Below are 18257 nucleotides of genomic sequence, written 5' to 3' on the forward strand. Positions count from 1 at the left end.
TTGCGGCAAGCCAAGCACGGCCCACCGAGACAGGAGCAATCATCATGGATTCAAAACTGACGGGTTCGTCACGCCGCCTTCCCCGCCGGCTTGCGCAGGGGGCTGCGGCACTCTCGATGCTGGCAATGAGCATCTTCGCCTCGAGCGCCAGCGCCGAGGTCAACACCACTGGCTTGGCGGTCACCGATACGGAAGTGGTGGTCGGGCAGCTGCATTCGGCGACGGGCACCATGGCCATCTCCGAGACCGGCTCGATTCAGGCCGAGCGACTGGCCATCGAGCAGATCAACGCGGCAGGCGGCATCCTTGGCCGGCAGATCAAGGTGGTGCAGGAAGACGGCGCGTCCGACTGGCCGACCTTCGCCGAAAAGGCCAAGAAGCTGCTGGAGCGCGACAAGGTCGCCGCGGTGTTCGGCTGCTGGACCTCGGCCTCGCGCAAGGCGGTGCTGCCGATCTTCGAGCGGGAGAACGGGCTGCTCTACTACCCGACCTTCTATGAAGGCCTGGAGCAGTCGAAGAACGTCGTCTACACCGGCCAGGAGGCCACCCAGCAGATCCTCGCCGGCCTCGACTGGGTCGCCAAGGAGAAGGGCGCCAAGACCTTCTACCTGCTCGGCTCGGACTACATCTGGCCGCGCACCTCGATGAAGATCGCCCGCAAGCACATCGAGAACGTGCTCGGCGGCAAGGTGGTGGGCGAGGAGTACTACCCGCTGGGCAACACCCAGTTCGGCTCGCTGACCAACAAGATCAAGCTGAAGAAGCCTGACGTGATCTTCGCCGCCGTGGTCGGTGGTTCCAACGTCGCCTTCTACAAGCAGCTCAAGGCCGCCGGCATCACAGCGGACAAGCAGACCCTGCTGACCCTCTCGGTCACCGAGGACGAACTGCTCGGCATCGGCGGCGAGAACATGGCCGGCTTCTACGCCTCGATGAAGTACTTCCAGAGCCTCGATAACCCCAACAACGTCGAATTCGTCAAGGCGTTCAAGGCCAAGTACGGCAGCGACGCGGTGATCGGTGACGTTACCCAGGCGGCCTACCTCGGCCCATGGCTGTGGAAAGCCGCGGTCGAGAAGGCCGGCAGCTTCGACGTCGACAAGGTGGTCGCCGCCTCCGCTGGGCTGGAGCTGAACACCGCGCCGGAAGGCTACGTGAAGGTGCACGAGAACCAGCACCTGTGGAGCAAGACGCGCATCGGCCAGGTGCAGGCCGACGGCCAGTTCCAGGTGGTCTTCGAGTCCGACCTGATCGAGCCGAATCCCTTCCCGAAAGGCTACCAGTAACCCTCTCTGCGCCGCGTGCCGGCAGGCCCGCGGCGCTCTCTTTTGCCATCAGGAGACATCATCATGGAATGGCTATCGGAGTTTGGTGCCATCGCGGCCATGCAGGGTTTCAACGGCTTGTCGGTGTTCTGCGTGCTGCTGCTGATGGCTCTGGGTCTGGCGATCATCTTTGGTCAGATGGGCGTGATCAACATGGCCCATGGCGAGTTCCTCACCGTGGGTGCCTACACCACCTATCTGGTTTCGGTGCTGACGCTCAAGTACCTGCCTGAGCTGCAGCCCTACTACTTTTTCGTCGCCATTGTGCTGTCATTCGTGATTGCCGGTGCGCTGGGCTGGCTCGCCGAATGGGCGTTGATCAGCAAGCTTTACCATCGCCCGCTGGACACGTTGCTGGCGACCTGGGGCCTGTCACTGGTGATGCAGCAGGCGTTCCGTTCGATCTTCGGTGCGCGCGAGGTCAGCGCCACGCTGCCGGACTGGCTGATGGGGTCCTGGATGCCCACCGACACCATCGACATCCCGCTCAACGGGCTGTTCGTGATGGCGCTGACACTGCTGCTCACCACGACGATCTTCGTCCTCATGTACCGCTCGCGCTGGGGCCTGCAGGTGCGCGCCACGGTGCAGAACCGGGTGATGGCACGTTCGGTGGGGATCAACACCAAGAAGGTCGACCGCATGACCTTCGCCCTGGGCTGCGGCGTGGCCGGAGTCGCCGGCGCGGCGTTCACCACCATCGGTTCGACAGGCCCGACCTCCGGTTCGCTATACATCGTCGACACCTTCCTGGTGGTGGTCTTCGGCGGCGCGGCCAGTCTGTTCGGCACCATTGCCTCGGCGTTCTCCATCGCCCAGACGCAATCGATGGCCGAGTTCTTCATCAGCGGCTCGATGGCCAAGGTGCTGACCCTTTCGGCAGTGATCCTGATCCTCATGCTGCGTCCGCAGGGGCTGTTCACGGCCAAGGTGCGCAAATGATGAACAGTTTTCTGGTGGCGATGGCGAACGACGTGAGGGCCAAGGCATGAACTCGACACTCGATAAATTCTTCGGCGGAAAGCAGGGTGGCATCGGTCTGCTGATCCTGGCGGCGCTGCTCCTGCTGGTGTTTCCGCTGCTGCTCGACAGCTTCCGCCTGAACATGGTGGGCAAGTACCTGACCTACGCCTTCGTTGCCGTGGGACTGGTGCTCTGCTGGGGCTACGGCGGCATTCTCAGTCTGGGGCAGGGAATCTTCTTCGGCCTCGGCGGCTACTGCATGGCGATGTTCCTCAAGCTCGAGGCATCCGACCCGGAAAGCACCAGAATCCAGTCCACGCCCGGTATCCCGGACTTCATGGACTGGAACCAGATCACCGAGCTGCCGTTGTTCTGGCAGCCCTTCCAGAGCTTCGGCTTCACCCTGCTTGCCGTGGTCGCGGTGCCGGCGATTCTCGCGCTGATCATCGGTGTGGCGATGTTCAAGCGTCGGGTGGGCGATGTGTATTTCTCCATCGTCACCCAGGCCATCGCGGCGATCCTGACCATCCTGATCATCGGCCAGCAGGGCCTGACCGGCGGGGTGAACGGCATCACCGACCTGAAGACGCTGCTCGGCTGGGACATTCGCACTGACGAGGCGAAGACCATCCTCTACTTCGTCAACGCGGCGCTGCTCATCGGCTGCATCCTGATCGGGCGCTTCATCCTCGCCTCGAAGCTCGGGCGCTTGCTGATGGCCATGCGTGACAAGGAAGAGCGGGTGCGCTTCTCCGGTTACGACGTGGCCAGCTTCAAGATCTTCGTGTTCTGCGTGGCGGCGAGCTTCTCGGCCATCGGCGGGGCGATGTTCACCCTGCAGGTGGGCTTCATGTCGCCGAGCTTCGTCGGCATCGTGCCGTCGATCGAGATGGTCATCTTCGCCGCCGTGGGCGGGCGCATGTCGCTGCTCGGCGCGGTGTACGGCGCGCTGCTGGTCAACTACGGCAAGACGGTGTTCTCCGAGAGCTTCCCCGAACTCTGGCTGTACTTCATGGGTGGGCTGTTCATCGCGGTGGTCATGTATTTCCCCAACGGTCTGGCAGGCCTCTGGCAGAGCCATGCCCGTCCCTGGCTGGCGCGTCTGCGGCTGCCGGATCGGCGCCGGCCATCGATGAAGCCCAAGCCGCCTGCGGAGCAGCCGGGGGTGGGCGGTGCAACGATTGATGCGGTTCCCGCCAAGCAACTGGAGAGCACGCCATGAGTGGATTTCAGATGCCTAAACCGGTGCTGGCCATCGAGGGCCTGACCGTTTCCTTCGACGGCTTCAAGGCGGTCGATGACCTGAACCTCTATCTAGACCGCAACGAGGTGCGCGTGGTGATCGGCCCCAACGGCGCCGGCAAGACCACGGTGCTCGACCTGATCTGCGGGAAGACCCGCGCCACCGGCGGCTCGATCCAGTTCGACGGGCGCGAGCTGACCAAGATGAAGGAGTTCGACATCGTTCGCGCCGGGGTCGGGCGCAAGTTCCAGAACCCGTCGATCTACGAAAACCTCAGCGTGTTCGAGAACCTGGAGATGTCCTATCCGGCCGGGCGCAAGGTGTTCGGTGCGCTGTTCTTCAAGCGCAGTGCCGAGGTCGTCGCGCGGGTGGAGGAAATCGCGGCAGAAATCGGCCTGACCGGACAGTTGTACGGTGAGGCAGGGCTGCTCTCCCACGGCCAGAAACAGTGGCTGGAGATCGGCATGCTGCTGATGCAGGACCCGGAGTTGCTGATGCTCGACGAGCCGGTGGCCGGCATGAGCGTCAGTGAGCGGGCACAGACCGCCGAACTGCTCAAGCGCATCAGTCAGGGCCGCTCGGTGCTGGTGATCGAGCACGACATGGAATTCGTCAAGAGCATCGCCCACAAGGTCACCGTGCTGCATCAGGGCAAGGTGCTGGCCGAGGGCAGCATGGAAGCGGTGCAGAGCAATCCCAAGGTCATCGAGGTTTATCTGGGGCATTGAGGCGGTGCGGGCCCTGGCCCGCGTGTCGCACCCAACAGGTACAAAAAGGAGTTCAGCATGTTCCAGATCAGCAGCCTCGCCTCGGGCTACGGCCAGAGTCAGATCCTTCACGATCTCAATCTGAAGGTCGAAAAGCAGGAAATCGTTGCGGTCATGGGCCGCAATGGCATGGGCAAGACCACGCTGTTCAAGACACTGATGGGTATCGTCCCGCAGACGGCAGGCAGCGTGCAGGTGGATGGGCAGGAAGTCGCCGGGCTGGAGACCCATCAACGGGTTGCCAGCGGTGTGGCCTACGTGCCCCAGGGGCGGATGATCTTTCCCAGCATGACGGTGCTGGAGAACATTCAAACGGGTTTGCCGGCAGCCGCAGGCGGCAAGGTGCCGGATGATCTCTACGCGCTGTTCCCGGTGCTGCACGACATGCGCAAGCGCAAGGGTGGCAACCTGTCCGGCGGCCAGCAACAGCAGTTGGCGATTGCCCGGGCCCTGGCGACCAATCCCAAGGTACTGCTGCTGGATGAGCCGACCGAGGGCATCCAGCCGTCGATCATCAAGGACATCGCGCGCACGCTGAAGGAGATCCGCTCGATTCGCGATCTGACCATCGTGGTTTCCGAGCAGGTGCTGTCGTTCACCATGGAAATCGCCGACCGCTTCCTGGTCATCGAGAAGGGCCGCTTCGTGCTGGAGGAAAGCGCAGCCAATGCCGACGAGGCGACCATCAGTCGTTACCTGTCGGTGTAAGCGCGCAGTTCGGCATTGGTTGCGAACTGCGCAGGCTGGTCTCGCGGCCCAGGCCCGTTCATGGGCGATAGAGCAGCGTGATTTCTCACTTTTCCTGATCGCAAGGCCGGTGTGCGTTCCCTGCGCGCCGGCCTTCGTCTGCCTGTCTGATAGACCTGGAAACCGCGTATTTGCTGGCTCCGTGCATACGTCATCCAACGTATTTCGGAAAAGCTGGCGACGGAAAAGACTAGCTCCGTGTTCAGCGCAACGCTGATGTCCTTCCAACGCAAAGGAGCTTCGTCATGACCGATACCCTGATCAAGGTCGACTTGAATCAGCCTGCCACCGAGAACGAGCAGATCCACAACCGCTGGCATCCCGACATTCCGATGGCCTGCTGGGTCAAGCCGGGCGACGACTTCATTCTCGAGACCTATGACTGGACCGCAGGCGCGATCAAGAACGACGACGATGCATCCGATGTGCGCGACGTCGACCTCACCACCGTGCACTACCTGTCCGGTCCGGTTGGCGTCGAGGGTGCCGAGCCGGGCGACCTGCTGGTGGTGGACCTGCTCGACATCGGTGCCAAGCAGGATTCGCTGTGGGGCTTCAATGGCTTCTTCTCGCAGCAGAACGGCGGCGGCTTCCTGACCGACCACTTTCCCCATGCGCAGAAATCCATCTGGGATTTCCAGGGCCTGTTCACCAGCTCCAGGCATATCCCGGGCGTGCGTTTCGCCGGGCAGATCCATCCCGGCCTGATCGGCTGCCTGCCGGACCACAAGATGCTGGCGACCTGGAACGAACGCGAGCAGGGCCTGATCGACACCAATCCCAACCGCGTCCCGCCGCTGGCCAATCCAACATTCGCCGCCACCGCGCACATGGGCAAACTCACCGGCGAGGCGCGTGACAAGGCCGCGGCCCAGGGCGCGCGTACCGTGCCGCCCCGCGAGCATGGCGGCAACTGCGACATCAAGGATCTTTCGCGCGGCTCGAAGATCTTCTTCCCGGTCTATGTAGACGGCGCCGGGCTCTCGGTCGGCGACCTTCACTTCAGCCAGGGTGACGGCGAGATCACCTTCTGCGGCGCCATCGAGATGGCCGGCTGGGTGCACATGAAGGTCGAGCTGATCAAGGGCGGCATGGCCAAGTACGGCATCAAGAACCCGATCTTCAAGCCCAGCCCCATCGTGCCGACCTACAAGGACTACCTGATCTTCGAAGGCATCTCGGTCGACGAGAGCGGCAAGCAGCACTACCTGGACGTCAACATCGCCTACAAGCAGGCCTGTCTGAACGCCATCAACTACCTGACCAAATTCGGCTACACACCGGCGCAGGGTTACTCGCTGCTCGGTTCGGCGCCGGTGCAGGGCCATATCAGCGGCGTGGTGGACATACCCAATGCCTGCGCCACGCTCTGGCTGCCGACCGAGATCTTCGAGTTCGACATTCACCCGAACGCGTCCGGGCCGACCCGGTTCCTCGATGGCAGCATCGACCTGCCGATCGCCTACGACAAATGAGTTCGTTCATCCGGGCGGGGCAGGTGCTCTGGACGGCGGCCTGGCTCGCCCGGATGGAGGGACACGGAGGATGACGCGATGCCGATCTATGAATACGACTGCGACGCCTGCGGTGATTTCACCGCCCTGCGCCCGATGAGTGTGCGCAGCGAACCCTGCGACTGTCCGGCCTGCGGCACGCCCAGCCCGCGAGTAATTCGCACCGCCCCCGGCCTGGCAACCATGGCCGGCAGTACCCGCGCGGCGCATGAGACCAATGAGCGCGCCAGCCACGCGCCCAAGACAGTCGCCGAGTATGCCGCCAGCAAGCGCCACCCGGCCGGCTGCAGCTGCTGCGGCCCGAGTAAGCCGCTGCAACCCACCAAGGCCAATCCCCATGCGCTCAAGGCCAGCCCGTCGAACCGGCCGTGGATGATCAGCCACTAGCCTGCAGCGTCGGTCGCGCCAGCGCCAAGCCGCTCACTACGACAGAACCCGAAAGAGGGAGAGACCCATGCGTCACGGTGATATTTCCAGCAGTCCCGATACCGTCGGCGTAGCCGTCGTCAACTACAAGATGCCGCGCCTGCACACCCGCGCCGAGGTACTCGACAACGCGCGTAAGATTGCCGAGATGATCAAGGGCATGAAGCTCGGCCTGCCGGGCATGGACCTGGTTGTGTTCCCCGAGTACAGCACCATGGGGATCATGTATGACCCCGGCGAGATGATGGAAACCGCCACCACCATTCCCGGCGAGGAAACCGCGATCTTCTCGGCCGCCTGTCGCGAGGCACGGACCTGGGGCATCTTCTCGCTCACCGGCGAGCGCAACGAAGACCCGGGCAAGGCGCCTTACAACACGCTGGTGCTGATCAACGATCAGGGCGAGATCGTGCAGAAGTACCGCAAGTGCATCCCCTGGTGCCCGATCGAGGGCTGGTATCCGGGTGACCGCACTTACGTCAGCGACGGCCCCAAGGGCATGAAGATCAGCCTGATCATCTGCGACGACGGCAACTACCCGGAGATCTGGCGCGACTGTGCGATGAAGGGCGCCGAGCTGATCGTGCGCTGCCAGGGCTACATGTACCCGGCCAAGGAACAGCAGGTGCTGATGTCCAAGACCATGGCCTGGGCCAACAACTGTTACGTGGCGGTGGCCAATGCCGCGGGCTTCGATGGCGTCTACAGCTACTTCGGCCACTCGGCGATCATCGGCTTCGACGGTCGCACCCTGGGCGAGTGCGGCGAGGAGGAAATGGGGATCCAGTACGCCCAGCTGTCCATCTCGCAGATCCGTGACGCCCGTTCCAACGACCAGTCGCAGAATCACCTGTTCAAGCTGCTGCACCGCGGCTACACCGGCGTCTACAACTCGGGTGACGGTGACAAGGGCGTGGCTGACTGTCCGTTCGAGTTCTACCGCACCTGGGTGCTGGATGCGCAGAAGGCGCAGGAAAACGTCGAGGCCCTGACCCGAGCCACTGTCGGCGTCGCCGACTGCCCGGTGTACGAACTGCCGCATGCGGGGCGGGAGCGGACGCTGGGTTGAGGGGAGGGACGCCGCCTTGGGACAAGTGTTCCAGCGGGGGGCTTGCCATCGTGGTCGTGCGCCCCTCACCGCGGCCCTCTCCTTGGAGCGCGCGAGGGTGGCAGGCCGGTGTCTGCTTCGTGTGATTGCCCGCCTTCGTTGCGATCCAGGTTTTGCCTTTCGGAGAGCGAGTAGCCGCGGACGCGCAGCGTTAATCGCCCCCATTCCCCGCGCCCCTTCGCTCCAATGGTTGAGGGGGCGCACGTTCAACACTCCGCACCGGAATATCCATGCCGTTCGTGAATGAACTCATCGAGCACAACCGTACCCAGCTCGCGCAAGCCAGCGACCGGGAGGGCCATGCGCCGAAGTCGGCGTCGCGCTTCCTGTTCGACGTCGAGACCGTCATGGCGCTGCTGCGCAGTCGTATCGTTGGTCAGGATGCGGTGCTGAGCGAAATCGAGGCGATGCTTCGCGTGGTCAAGGCCGGAATCGGCGATCCCGAACGTCCGCTGACGGTCAATCTCTTCCTCGGCCCGACCGGGGTTGGCAAGACCGAGATCGTCCGGCTGCTGGCTCAGGCTATTCATGGCAAGCCGGACGCCTTCTGCCGTATCGACATGAATACCCTGGCCCAGGAGCACTACGCCGCCGCGCTCACCGGAGCCCCGCCCGGTTACGTGGGCAGCAAGGAAGGCACGACCCTGTTCGACGCCGAGGCCATCGCGGGAAGCTTCAGCCGGCCCGGTATCGTGCTGTTCGACGAGCTGGAGAAGGCCAGTCGGGAGGTCGTGCGCAGCCTGCTCAATGTGCTGGATAGCGGACGACTGACCTTGGCTGCTGGCAACCGGACCCTCGATTTCCGCAACGCGCTGGTGTTCATGACCAGCAATGTCGGCGCACGGCAGGCTGCGCGATGGGAGCGCTGGCCGATACCGCCTATTGGCCGTGCCGTGTTGCAAAGCCGCAGCTTTGGGCAGGCGTTGCATCGGCATTTCGATCCGGAGTTCCTCAATCGCATCGACCGCACGCTGCAGTTCGAGAGCATCCAGGGCGATAGGCTGATGGCGGTGCTCGATGTCGAACTGGGCAAGCTGGCGCTGCGCCTGGACCGGCAGGGCGTACGGCTGCAGGTCGACGAGGCCGTCAAACGCGCCATCTGCCACGCGCACGACTCGCGCTTCGGTGCGCGCGACCTCAGTCGGCGGCTGCGCACGCGCCTGGAACCAGCGTTGGCGGCAGCCCTGTTGCACGCTCCTGCCGAGCGGGTATGGCGAGCGGTGCTGCACGAAGGTGCGATCCGCGTGGAGCCGCTCGCGAGCGACTAGCAGCGAACTCTCCGGCGGTGCGGTCGTCCCATTTTCTAGACCGCCAACTTCACTGATCGGGGAACATCAATGGCCATGCTGGACACCCGCGGCATCGGGGCCTTTACCTTGCTCAAGCGCACCTTCAAGGAATTCGGCGCCGATGACATGTCGACCTATGCATCGGCACTGGCCTACCGGGGGCTGTTCGCGATGTTTCCGTTCCTGGTGTTCCTCATTGCATTACTCGGCTTTCTCGATCTGCAGAACTTCTTCGAGTGGTTGCGCATGCAGGCCGCGCTGGCCTTGCCGCCAATGGCGATGGAGCAGATAAACCCGGTCATCAACCAACTGCAGGAGCAGCAGGCCGGGCTGTTGTCGTTCGGTATTCTCGTGGCGTTGTGGACGGCTTCGATCGGCTTCAGGTCGCTGATGATCGCCATGAACCGCGCCTATGACGTGGAGGAGGGGCGACCCAGCTGGAAGCTCATCTTGCTCTCGCTGGCCTATACGATAGGCGTCGCGGTACTGCTGCTTCTGACTGCCGGGCTGATGATCATCGGGCCGCAGGCGATGGAGTGGCTGGCCAGCCAGGTGGGCATGGGCGATCTGGTGGTTCTGCTCTGGACCTGGCTGCGTTGGCCGGTGATCGTGGTCATGTTGATGCTGGTGGTGGCGCTTCTCTACTACGTGACGCCGGATGTGGAGCAGGAATTCCGCTTCATTACACCGGGCTCGGTGCTGGCCGTGCTGGTGTGGATCCTGGCCTCGATCGCCTTCGGTATCTACGTGCAGAACTTTGCCGACTACAACGCCACGTACGGCAGCATCGGCGCCATTATCGTGCTGCTACTCTATCTGTATATCTCCTCCGCGGTGCTGCTGTTCGGTGCCGAACTCAATGCAGTCATCGAGCACGCGTCGGTGGAAGGCAAGGATCCAGGCGACAAACAGCCTGACGCCTGAGCGGAGCCCTACGCGAACGTCCCTCCGGCGTAACGGTCATTTATTTCATTACAGATTTATTCCGCATGGATGGCGGAGCGGGTCGCCGACGCGGCGCCCCGTCGGCGAGCAGCCGGTTCTTCTGCAACGGACCGAACGGAGAAGTACCTTGCACATCGCGGACATGACCATGTTCTACGCGCCGGCCAGTGGTGGCGTGCGCACCTACCTCGAGGCCAAGCACCGGCGCTTGCAGCTCTACTCCGGGGTGCGCCACAGCATTCTGGTGCCGGGCGACGGCTACAGCCACAACGACGGTCTGTATCAGGTACCCGCTCCGATCCTGCCGTTCGGCAAGGGCTATCGCTTCCCGATCCGTCGTGCTCCCTGGTGCAATCTGCTGCGTTCGTTGCGGCCTGACCTGATCGAAGTCGGCGATCCGTACATGACCGCCTGGGCGGCTCTCGAGGCCGGGCGCAGGCTAGAGGTGCCGGTGATCGGTTTCTACCATTCGGACCTGCCCTTGCTGGTCAGCAACCGTATCGGCAGCTGGCTGGGGACGAATTTCAATGGCTACGTCTCGCGACTGTATGGCAGCTTCGACCGCGTACTGGCGCCGAGTGAAGTGATGGCCGACAAGCTGACCCACCTGGGTGTGCGCAACGTCTTCGTGCAGCCGCTGGGGGTCGATCTGGAGACCTTCAACCCCGACCGGCGCGACCCGCAGCTCCGCCGTGAACTGGGTTTGCCGGACGATGCGCGGCTGATGGTGTTCGCCGGCCGCGGCTCGCGGGAGAAGAACCTGCACATCCTGCTGGAGACCGCGCGTCAGCTCGGCAAGCCCTATCACCTGTTGCTGGTGGGTTCGAGCATGCCGCAGCGGGTGCCGGACAACGTCACTGTCATCGATCGCTTTTGCCCGGCCATGGAAGTGGCGCGTTATCTGGCCAGCAGCGATGTGCTGCTGCACGCCGGCAATCAGGAGACCTTCGGCCTGGTCGCGCTGGAGGCCATGGCGTCCGGCATTCCGGTCGTCGCGGCGCGGGCTGGGGCGCTGCCGGAGTTGGTGCCGTTCTACAGCGGGCGACTCTGCAAGCCGCTCGACCCCAGGGCGATGGCGCATACCGTGCGCGAACTGTTCGAGGACGAGCCGAGGTTGCTTGGCCATCAGGCGCGCCAGCATGTCGAAGCCCACCATGCATGGGATGCGGTGGTCGCCGGGCTGCTGGCGCACTACCACGCGGTGCTGGGCACGGCGGATCTGCCGGTAGCCGTGCATGGCTGATCGTGCCCTGACACTGGTGTTGCATGACGTCGCCGCGGAAACCTGGCCGGACTATCGGCCGTTCGTCGAGGCGGTGGATGCCATTGGCGGCGTCCCGATCACCTGGCTGGTGGTGCCGGACTTTCATCGACGCAATCCGCTGGAGCGGCAGCCGGAGTTCCGCCGACTGCTGGACCATCGTCTGCAGCGGGGCGACGAACTGGTTTTGCACGGCTGCTACCACGCCGACCTGGAGCCGGCACCGCGCAACCCGCGGGACTGGTTCATGCGCCGCGTCTATACGCACGAGGGCGAGTTCTACAGCCTGGACGCGGCGAGCGCGCGGCAACGCCTGGACCATGGCATGGAGCTGTTTCGCCGCCACGGCTGGCCATTGCATGGGTTCGTCGCGCCGGCGTGGCTGATGAGCCCCGGCACACGGCATGCGCTGGCAGACAGCGGGTTGGTCTATACCAGCGATCCCGGGCATCTGTTCCGGCTGCCGGAATTCGCACCCATCGTCGCGCCGGGACTTGTCTGGAGTGCTCGCAGCTCCTGGCGGCGAGGACTTTCCCGGCTGGTCAGCGAACATCAGCTGCGTCGTCATCGAGAGGCCCCGTTGCTGCGGCTCGGGTTGCATCCGGTGGATATGCGCCACGAATTTTCACGGCGTTATTGGAAGGACGTGCTGCTTCGGCTGCTCGATGACGGGCGTCGGCCGGTAACCAAGATAGACTGGCTGGAAGAGAACGGATCGTTGAGCGCAGTGGCATGAATCGACGCTGGTGGTTGTTGGGCGGCGCCCTGGCTGCCGCTGCGCTCGTGCCGCTGCTGCTTGGTGGCAGGGGGCTGTTCGAGCGTCTTTGGCAGTTTCCCGGCGGCCTGCTGATGATCATGCTGGGCATGGTGCTCCTCGGCTGGAACCTCAACGCGCTGCGCCTGCGCCTGTTGCTCGGGCGCCGGCAGCTGGACCAGCGCCGCGCTTTCGGTATCGTCGTGGCTACCGAGTTCGCGATCTGTGCGACGCCCGGCGGCGCCGGCGGCCCGCTGACGCTGATGGCGCTGCTGATGCGCCAGGGCGTGGCGCCGGCCAAGGGCACCGCGACTTATGCCGTCGAGCAGTTGAGTGATCTGCTGTTCTTCGCCTGCGCGCTGGTCGGTGTGCTGTTCTACGCGTTGACGCATGCACTCAACGCGTACATCGCCAGCCTGCTGGGCTTCAGCGCGGCGCTGCTGATCGGAGTGTTAGTGCTGCTGGCGCTGCTCGGCCGCTTCCACCGCCAGGTCTTCCTGCTCAACGGCTGGCTGGTCACGCGCCTCGGCATGAAGCAAACGCGCAAGCGGCGCTGGGCGCGCAAGGTGCTGGGCTTCCGCAACGCCCTGGTCGAATGCTTCCGCCTGCCACGGCGAATCCTGCTCACGGTGTTCGCACTCACCACGCTGCACTGGTTGCTGCGCTTCAGCGTGCTCTACCTTACGCTGCAGGGGCTGGGCAGCGAACTCGCCTGGGCCTGGACCTTCCTCGTGCAGCTACTGGCGCTCACCGCCGGTCAGCTCAGCCTGTTGCCCGGTGGCGCCGGCAGCGCCGAACTGGCCTCGGCCGCGTTGCTGACGCCCATGGTAGGCAAGTCGACCACCGCGGCGGCCATCGTGATCTGGCGTTTCGTGACCTATTACTTTTACCTCATCGTCGGCGCGCCGGTGTTTCTGCATCTGGCGGGTCGGCCCTTGCTGCGCCGGTTGATGCCTTCGCGCCAGGCATGAACCGCTCCGCCCTGATGACTGGGCGAAACTAACGCTTCGCGCGGTCGGTCCACCTTATGTCACTAACGAATAAGTCAGGAGTTCGCCATGAGTAGCGCAGAAGACAAGATCAAGGGCAATACCAACGAAGCCGTCGGCAAGATCAAGCAGGGCGTGGGCGAAGCGACCGATAATGAGCGCATGAAAGGCGAGGGTCAGCGCCAGGAGGTCAAGGGTGAAGGCCAGCAGCTCAAAGGGGAGGCGAAGGACACCTTGAAGAAGGGTGTCGACAAAGCCTGACCGCACATTGCCGCAGACAAAAATGCCCGCTTCATGCGGGCATTTTTGTGTAACGAGCGCTGATCAGCGCTCGAGATACTGCAGCTTGTCCTTCACGCCGTCCCACTCTTCGGCATCGGCCAGTGCATCCTTCTTCTCGGTGATGTTCGGCCAGACTTCCGCCAGGTCCGCGTTCAGCTCAATGAACTCCTGCTGGTCTTCCGGAACCTCGTCCTCGGAGAAAATCGCCTGGGCAGGGCACTCGGGCTCACAGAGGGCGCAGTCGATGCACTCGTCCGGGTGAATCACCAGAAAGTTCGGGCCTTCGTAGAAGCAGTCCACCGGGCAGACTTCCACGCAATCGGTGTATTTGCACTTGATGCAGTTGTCGGTGACGACGAAGGTCATGTCTAGCTATCTCCTCAGGCGTGTCAGGTAGGCGTTACGGTGACGCCCATGCGAGTAGGCGGCACAGGCAAATGCCGCTTATCAAAAAAATGCGCGCGATTCTAGCAGCTTTCGCGGCGTATCAAATGCGTGATTTCAAGCTGTATAGCAGCTCCAGCGCCTGGCGCGGCGTTACATCATCGGGATTGATCCGCCCCAATTCCTCGAGCACCGGATGCGGCAGGCTGGCGAACAGGTCGCTCTGCATGGGCGGCGCTGGCTGGCCGGGTGCCATTCTCGGCGCTTCGTGGGGCAGGCTGGTGGTTTCCAGGCGCGACAGATGGTCGCGTGCACGCTGGATGACTTCGCCCGGCACGCCTGCCAGTTGCGCCACCGCCAAACCGTAACTCTGGCTCGCCGGACCGGGTAGCACGTGGTGCAGGAAGACGATGCGCTCGTTGTGCTCGGTGGCCGAGAGGTGCACGTTTGCCACCACCGGCTCGCTTTCCGGCAGCACGGTCAGTTCGAAGTAATGGGTGGCAAACAGCGTGAAGGCGCGCAACCGGGCCAGCTGTTCGGCGGCGGCCCAGGCCAGCGACAGGCCATCGAAGGTGCTGGTACCGCGGCCCACTTCGTCCATCAGAACCAGGCTGCGGTCGCTGGCGTTGTGCAGGATGTTGGCGGTTTCGCTCATTTCCACCATGAAGGTGGAGCGCCCGCCGGCGAGGTCGTCCGACGATCCGATGCGGGTGAAGATGCGGTCCACTAGCGAGAGCTCGCAGGCAGCCGCCGGGACGAAGCTGCCGATCTGCGCCAGCAGCACGATCAGCGCAGTCTGGCGCATGTAGGTCGATTTACCGCCCATGTTCGGCCCGGTGATGACCAGCATGCGGGTGGCATCGTCGAGGCCAAGGTCGTTGGCCACGAACGGCGTCTCCAATACTTGCTCGACCACCGGGTGGCGACCCTGCTCGATGCGCATGCACGGCTGCTCGACGAAGCGCGGGCGATTCAGATCGAGATTGAGCGCGCGCTCGGCGAGATTGCTCAGCACGTCCAGTTCGGCCAGGGCGGCAGCGCTTTCCTGCAGGGGCGGCAGATGGCCGATGAGCAGTTCCAGCAGCTCGTCATAGAGCAGCTTCTCGCGGGCGAGGGCGCGGCTCTTGGCCGACAGTGCCTTGTCTTCGAATTCCTTCAGCTCAGGGGTGATGAAGCGCTCGGCGCCCTTGAGGGTCTGCCGGCGGATGTAGTCGGCCGGCGCCGATTCGGCCTGCTTGCTCGGCAGCTCGATGAAGTAGCCGTGCACGCGGTTGTAGCCGACCTTGAGGTTGGCCAAGCCGGTGCGCGCCCTCTCGCGGGTCTCCAGATCCATCAGGTACTGGCCGGCGTTCTCGGAGAGCGACTGCAGCTCGTCCAGCTCGGCGTCGTAGCCGCTCTTGAGCACACCGCCGTCGCGGATCACCGCCGGCGGATTGTCGATGATGGCGCGCGCCAGCAGCTCGGCCAGCTCCGGGTAGGTACTGATGCTTGTCGCCAGTTCCAGTAGATGCGGTGCCACCAGGTCCTGCATGCCGGCCTGCAGCTGCGGTAGCGCAGCGAGCGCGTCGCGCAGGCGCGCCAGATCGCGCGGACGGGCGTTGCGCAGGCCGATACGGGCGAGGATGCGTTCCAAGTCACCGATGTCCTTGAGCTGCGGCTGCAGCTGTTCGAAGCGGTAATGTTCCAGCAGGCAGGTGATCGAGTCCTGACGCGCCTCGAGAGTCTCGCGGTTGCGCAGCGGGCGATTCAGCCAGCGGGTCAGCAGGCGCGAGCCCATGGCGGTCTGGCAGCGGTCCATGACCGATTGCAGCGTGTTGTCACGGCCGCCGGCCAGGTTGACGTCCAGCTCCAGATTGCGCCGGCTGGCACCGTCGAGGATCACCGTGTCGTCGAGGCGCTCATGACGCAGGCTGCGCAGGTGGGGCAGGGCGGTGCGCTGGGTTTCCTTGGCGTAGGCGAGCAGGCAGCCGGCAGCGCCGATGGCCAGGGTCAGGTTCTCGCAGCCGAAGCCCTTGAGGTCCTGAGTGGAGAATTGCTGGCAGAGGCTCTTGAAGGCCGAATCGCGATCGAAATCCCAGGGCGCGCGACGGCGCACACCGCGGCGTTTCTCCAGCGGCAGGCCCTGTGGCCAATCGTCGGGGATCAACAATTCCGCCGGACTCAGGCGTTCCAGTTCGGCGAGTAGAGTCTCCCAGCCCTTGAGTTCCTGCACGCTGAAGCGGCCGCTGGCGATGTCCAGCACCGACAGGCCGAACAGCTTCTCGTCGCCAACTACCGCCGCCAGCAGGTTGTCGCGGCGCTCGTCGAGCAGCGCCTCGTCGCTCACCGTACCGGGGGTAATGATGCGCACCACCTGGCGCTCCACCGGCCCCTTGCTGGTGGCCGGGTCGCCGATCTGCTCGCAGATCACCACCGATTCGCCAAGCTTGACCAGTCGCGCCAGATAGCCTTCGGCGGAGTGGAACGGGATGCCCGCCATGGGAATCGCGGTGCCCGCCGATTGCCCGCGCGCGGTCAGGGTGATATCCAGCAGCGCGGCGGCTTTCTTGGCGTCGTCGTAGAACAGCTCGTAGAAATCGCCCATGCGGTAGAACATCAGCTGGTCCGGATGCTCGCGCTTGAGCTTCCAGTACTGTTGCATCATCGGCGTGTGGGCAGAGAGATCGGCGTTGGGTTTGGTCATCGTCGTGCGGTGCGTATTCGTTGATGGCGGAATCGGTGGCGGCGCATGCGTGGCGCCGCGCGCATTGCGCGGTTCCGCCGAAAACCGGCAAGGTTATCACGGGGCGGAGCCCAGGCAGATGCACGTCGGCAACCGATTGGCGAGCGCGGCGCGTCATCTGTCGGTAGCTGGACGGAACACGTTGATTCGAGGCGAATCTGCCGCTAGTTTCGGACCTGTCGAGCACTGTGGCCACCACCCGGCGCGTGCTGCAACAAGGTGCCGACGCCTCACTGCTCGCGCGACCTCCCAGGCCACTCCGCCTGTGGCGGTAGCTTGCCCTTGCCACACCCGGCATTCGTCCTACGGCCTCGTGCCGACCAGCCTGTCGCCGTCCGCGGGCACCAATCCCTCGCGTCAGTTCGTGCCGCCGTAGCGCTGGCGACGTTCCCTTCTGATCAAAAGTGAGCAGCAGACATGTCTCGATTACTCGGGCTCGATGCCCTGCGCGGCGTGGCGGCCTTGTGCGTCGCCTATTCCCACCTCATTGCGAAGATGAAACGTGATGGTCAGCTGGACGAGATGAGCAACTACCTCTTCCTCGCCAGCAAGACCGTGCTGGATGTCGGCAAGACCAGTGTTCTGGTGCTGTTCGCGCTGAGCGGCTACTTCATCGTCGCGGCGCTGTATCAGAGTCGTAGTCGTTATGAGCGGCCGATAGCGGCGTTCGCCTACCAGCGTTTCTTCAGGCTGTTTCCCCTGTACTGGCTTTCGCTGTTTCTCGGGGTGATGTTTCCCTGGGACGATCCCGCGAGGGTGTTCAGTCCGGGGGTGGTCGCGATCAACGCGACGATGCTGCAGGGCTTCGTGTTCGTCGAGAACGTGATCGGGCTGTACTGGACGTTGCAGATCGAGCTGACCTTCTATGTGTTGTGTGTCCTGTTGTTCGCCTTGCGCCTGGGAGGCTCGGCGAAGTGGGATCTGACGTTTCTGCTCGCTCAATACGCATTCACGCTGCTGCTCGCCGTGCTGCGCTACAAGCTCGAGGTGAAGCTGCCGGTGGCTTTGCCTCTGATGCTCAGCGTTTGCTTTCTCGGTGCGCTATGGCGGGCAACGGACAATGGCCGTGCGCCCGATACCGGGCGTTACGCCCGTCTCGCGGTGGCGCTGTTCTACCTGTTCCTGCTACCGATCTGCGTGTTCGCCTATTCGCGTGACACCGGTTTGGGCGAGACCTGGTACCGCTACTTCGTCAGTTACAGCGTGGGGGTTGCGATCTTCCTGAGCGCCACTCGTGCCACCGGCGCCTGGCTGCGCTGGCTTGCCCCGCTCGGCGGGATCGGCTACGTCGTGTTCCTGTCGCATCCGTCGTTATTCGCTCTTGCCGAGCGCCTCGGGTTCGGTCCTGCGGCGCTCACCGTGCCTGGCCCGCTGTACATGGCGCTGTTGCTGGGCGTACTGGTGCTGTTCGCCTTTTTCGTCAAGCGAACCCTTGCCGATCCTATCCAGCGGTATGGCGACAAGGTAGTGCACAGGCGTGCAGGGCGGCTGGGTGCGAGCGTCACGCTGCCGGTACGTCAGGATGCGTGACGAGCCGG

General features: G+C 63.9%; 17 protein-coding genes. 15 read left to right on the plus strand and 2 right to left on the minus strand.

Going from position 1 to position 18257, the window contains the following annotated elements; translation table 11 throughout:
* Window positions 1–116 precede the first annotated feature (116 nt).
* The 14 genes from urtA to HZR81_RS10305 all read left to right on the plus strand — a co-directional run bounded on the left by urtA (window position 117) and on the right by HZR81_RS10305 (window position 13592).
* Complete coding sequence (gene urtA / locus HZR81_RS10240; protein ID WP_312723655.1) at window positions 117–1286, plus strand: urea ABC transporter substrate-binding protein; 1170 nt, start codon at window positions 117–119, stop codon at window positions 1284–1286.
* 63 nt (window positions 1287–1349) lie between these two features.
* On the plus strand, window positions 1350–2267 hold the full coding sequence (urtB, locus tag HZR81_RS10245; RefSeq protein ID WP_003295665.1) for an urea ABC transporter permease subunit UrtB: 918 nt from the start codon (window positions 1350–1352) through the stop codon (window positions 2265–2267).
* A gap of 46 nt (window positions 2268–2313) precedes the next feature.
* Complete coding sequence (gene urtC / locus HZR81_RS10250) at window positions 2314–3510, plus strand: urea ABC transporter permease subunit UrtC (RefSeq protein ID WP_500128027.1); 1197 nt, start codon at window positions 2314–2316, stop codon at window positions 3508–3510.
* The gene (urtD, locus tag HZR81_RS10255; RefSeq protein ID WP_110777655.1) at window positions 3507–4259 is read left to right on the plus strand and encodes an urea ABC transporter ATP-binding protein UrtD; all 753 of its coding nucleotides are present in this window, start codon (window positions 3507–3509) and stop codon (window positions 4257–4259) included. The genes urtC and urtD overlap by 4 nt, the downstream gene beginning before the upstream one ends.
* A 57-nt stretch (window positions 4260–4316) precedes the next feature.
* The gene (urtE, locus tag HZR81_RS10260; RefSeq protein ID WP_038661817.1) at window positions 4317–5006 is read left to right on the plus strand and encodes an urea ABC transporter ATP-binding subunit UrtE; all 690 of its coding nucleotides are present in this window, start codon (window positions 4317–4319) and stop codon (window positions 5004–5006) included.
* A 284-nt stretch (window positions 5007–5290) separates the two neighbouring features.
* Entirely contained in the window at window positions 5291–6520 is a 1230-nt protein-coding gene (fmdA, locus tag HZR81_RS10265) for a formamidase (protein ID WP_200595023.1), read from the plus strand.
* Between the two features lie 78 nt (window positions 6521–6598).
* Window positions 6599–6946 (plus strand): FmdB family zinc ribbon protein, encoded by a 348-nt coding sequence (locus HZR81_RS10270; protein WP_110777652.1) that lies wholly within the window; start codon window positions 6599–6601, stop codon window positions 6944–6946.
* 67 nt (window positions 6947–7013) lie between these two features.
* Window positions 7014–8054 (plus strand): aliphatic amidase, encoded by a 1041-nt coding sequence (locus HZR81_RS10275; RefSeq protein ID WP_500128028.1) that lies wholly within the window; start codon window positions 7014–7016, stop codon window positions 8052–8054.
* A gap of 269 nt (window positions 8055–8323) precedes the next feature.
* The gene (locus HZR81_RS10280; protein WP_500128029.1) at window positions 8324–9361 is read left to right on the plus strand and encodes an AAA family ATPase; all 1038 of its coding nucleotides are present in this window, start codon (window positions 8324–8326) and stop codon (window positions 9359–9361) included.
* 69 nt (window positions 9362–9430) lie between these two features.
* Window positions 9431–10306, plus strand: a complete 876-nt coding sequence (locus tag HZR81_RS10285; protein ID WP_500128030.1) for a YihY/virulence factor BrkB family protein — start codon at window positions 9431–9433, stop codon at window positions 10304–10306.
* 148 nt (window positions 10307–10454) lie between these two features.
* A complete protein-coding gene (gene gpgS / locus HZR81_RS10290) occupies window positions 10455–11570 on the plus strand; it encodes an N-acetylglucosaminyl phosphatidylglycerol synthase (RefSeq protein WP_316957553.1) in 1116 nt (371 codons plus the stop codon).
* Window positions 11563–12324 (plus strand): N-acetylglucosaminyl phosphatidylglycerol deacetylase, encoded by a 762-nt coding sequence (gpgD, locus tag HZR81_RS10295; protein ID WP_500128031.1) that lies wholly within the window; start codon window positions 11563–11565, stop codon window positions 12322–12324. Before gpgS ends, gpgD begins: the two co-directional genes overlap by 8 nt.
* On the plus strand, window positions 12321–13313 hold the full coding sequence (gpgF, locus tag HZR81_RS10300; protein ID WP_500128032.1) for a glucosaminyl phosphatidylglycerol flippase: 993 nt from the start codon (window positions 12321–12323) through the stop codon (window positions 13311–13313). Before gpgD ends, gpgF begins: the two co-directional genes overlap by 4 nt.
* Before the next feature lie 87 nt (window positions 13314–13400).
* Window positions 13401–13592, plus strand: coding sequence for a CsbD family protein (locus tag HZR81_RS10305; protein WP_102840823.1), 192 nt, complete (start codon window positions 13401–13403; stop codon window positions 13590–13592).
* 63 nt (window positions 13593–13655) lie between these two features.
* Here HZR81_RS10305 and fdxA read toward each other — a convergent pair whose 3' ends face one another.
* Both fdxA and mutS read right to left on the minus strand, forming a co-directional pair.
* On the minus strand, window positions 13656–13979 hold the full coding sequence (fdxA, locus tag HZR81_RS10310) for a ferredoxin FdxA (protein WP_003285709.1): 324 nt from the start codon (window positions 13977–13979) through the stop codon (window positions 13656–13658).
* A 121-nt stretch (window positions 13980–14100) separates the two neighbouring features.
* The gene (mutS, locus tag HZR81_RS10315; protein ID WP_500128033.1) at window positions 14101–16680 is read right to left on the minus strand and encodes a DNA mismatch repair protein MutS; all 2580 of its coding nucleotides are present in this window, start codon (window positions 16678–16680) and stop codon (window positions 14101–14103) included.
* A 456-nt stretch (window positions 16681–17136) separates the two neighbouring features.
* On the opposite strand from mutS, the gene HZR81_RS10320 reads away from it, so the two are divergent.
* Window positions 17137–18249 carry an acyltransferase family protein gene (locus HZR81_RS10320; protein ID WP_458993273.1) on the plus strand — a complete coding sequence of 371 codons (1113 nt, stop codon included), beginning with the start codon at window positions 17137–17139 and terminating at the stop codon, window positions 18247–18249.
* Window positions 18250–18257 lie beyond the last annotated feature (8 nt).

Origin of the sequence: Pseudomonas sp. LM13, from assembly GCF_041381355.1 — a bacterium.
Classification (GTDB): domain Bacteria; phylum Pseudomonadota; class Gammaproteobacteria; order Pseudomonadales; family Pseudomonadaceae; genus Stutzerimonas; species Stutzerimonas frequens.

Bases quoted from the DNA above. Each gene is read 5' to 3' on its own strand.
- urtA (WP_312723655.1), top strand. From the start codon at position 117: ATGCTGGCAATGAGCATCTTCGCCTCGAGCGCCAGCGCCGAGGTCAAC.
- urtB (WP_003295665.1), top strand. From the start codon at position 1,350: ATGGAATGGCTATCGGAGTTTGGTGCCATCGCGGCCATGCAGGGTTTC.
- urtC (WP_500128027.1), top strand. From the start codon at position 2,314: ATGAACTCGACACTCGATAAATTCTTCGGCGGAAAGCAGGGTGGCATC.
- urtD (WP_110777655.1), top strand. From the start codon at position 3,507: ATGAGTGGATTTCAGATGCCTAAACCGGTGCTGGCCATCGAGGGCCTG.
- urtE (WP_038661817.1), top strand. From the start codon at position 4,317: ATGTTCCAGATCAGCAGCCTCGCCTCGGGCTACGGCCAGAGTCAGATC.
- fmdA (WP_200595023.1), top strand. From the start codon at position 5,291: ATGACCGATACCCTGATCAAGGTCGACTTGAATCAGCCTGCCACCGAG.
- HZR81_RS10270 (WP_110777652.1), top strand. From the start codon at position 6,599: ATGCCGATCTATGAATACGACTGCGACGCCTGCGGTGATTTCACCGCC.
- HZR81_RS10275 (WP_500128028.1), top strand. From the start codon at position 7,014: ATGCGTCACGGTGATATTTCCAGCAGTCCCGATACCGTCGGCGTAGCC.
- HZR81_RS10280 (WP_500128029.1), top strand. From the start codon at position 8,324: ATGCCGTTCGTGAATGAACTCATCGAGCACAACCGTACCCAGCTCGCG.
- HZR81_RS10285 (WP_500128030.1), top strand. From the start codon at position 9,431: ATGGCCATGCTGGACACCCGCGGCATCGGGGCCTTTACCTTGCTCAAG.
- gpgD (WP_500128031.1), top strand. From the start codon at position 11,563: ATGGCTGATCGTGCCCTGACACTGGTGTTGCATGACGTCGCCGCGGAA.
- gpgF (WP_500128032.1), top strand. From the start codon at position 12,321: ATGAATCGACGCTGGTGGTTGTTGGGCGGCGCCCTGGCTGCCGCTGCG.
- HZR81_RS10305 (WP_102840823.1), top strand. From the start codon at position 13,401: ATGAGTAGCGCAGAAGACAAGATCAAGGGCAATACCAACGAAGCCGTC.
- fdxA (WP_003285709.1), bottom strand. From the start codon at position 13,979: ATGACCTTCGTCGTCACCGACAACTGCATCAAGTGCAAATACACCGAT.
- mutS (WP_500128033.1), bottom strand. From the start codon at position 16,680: ATGACCAAACCCAACGCCGATCTCTCTGCCCACACGCCGATGATGCAA.
- HZR81_RS10320 (WP_458993273.1), top strand. From the start codon at position 17,137: ATGTCTCGATTACTCGGGCTCGATGCCCTGCGCGGCGTGGCGGCCTTG.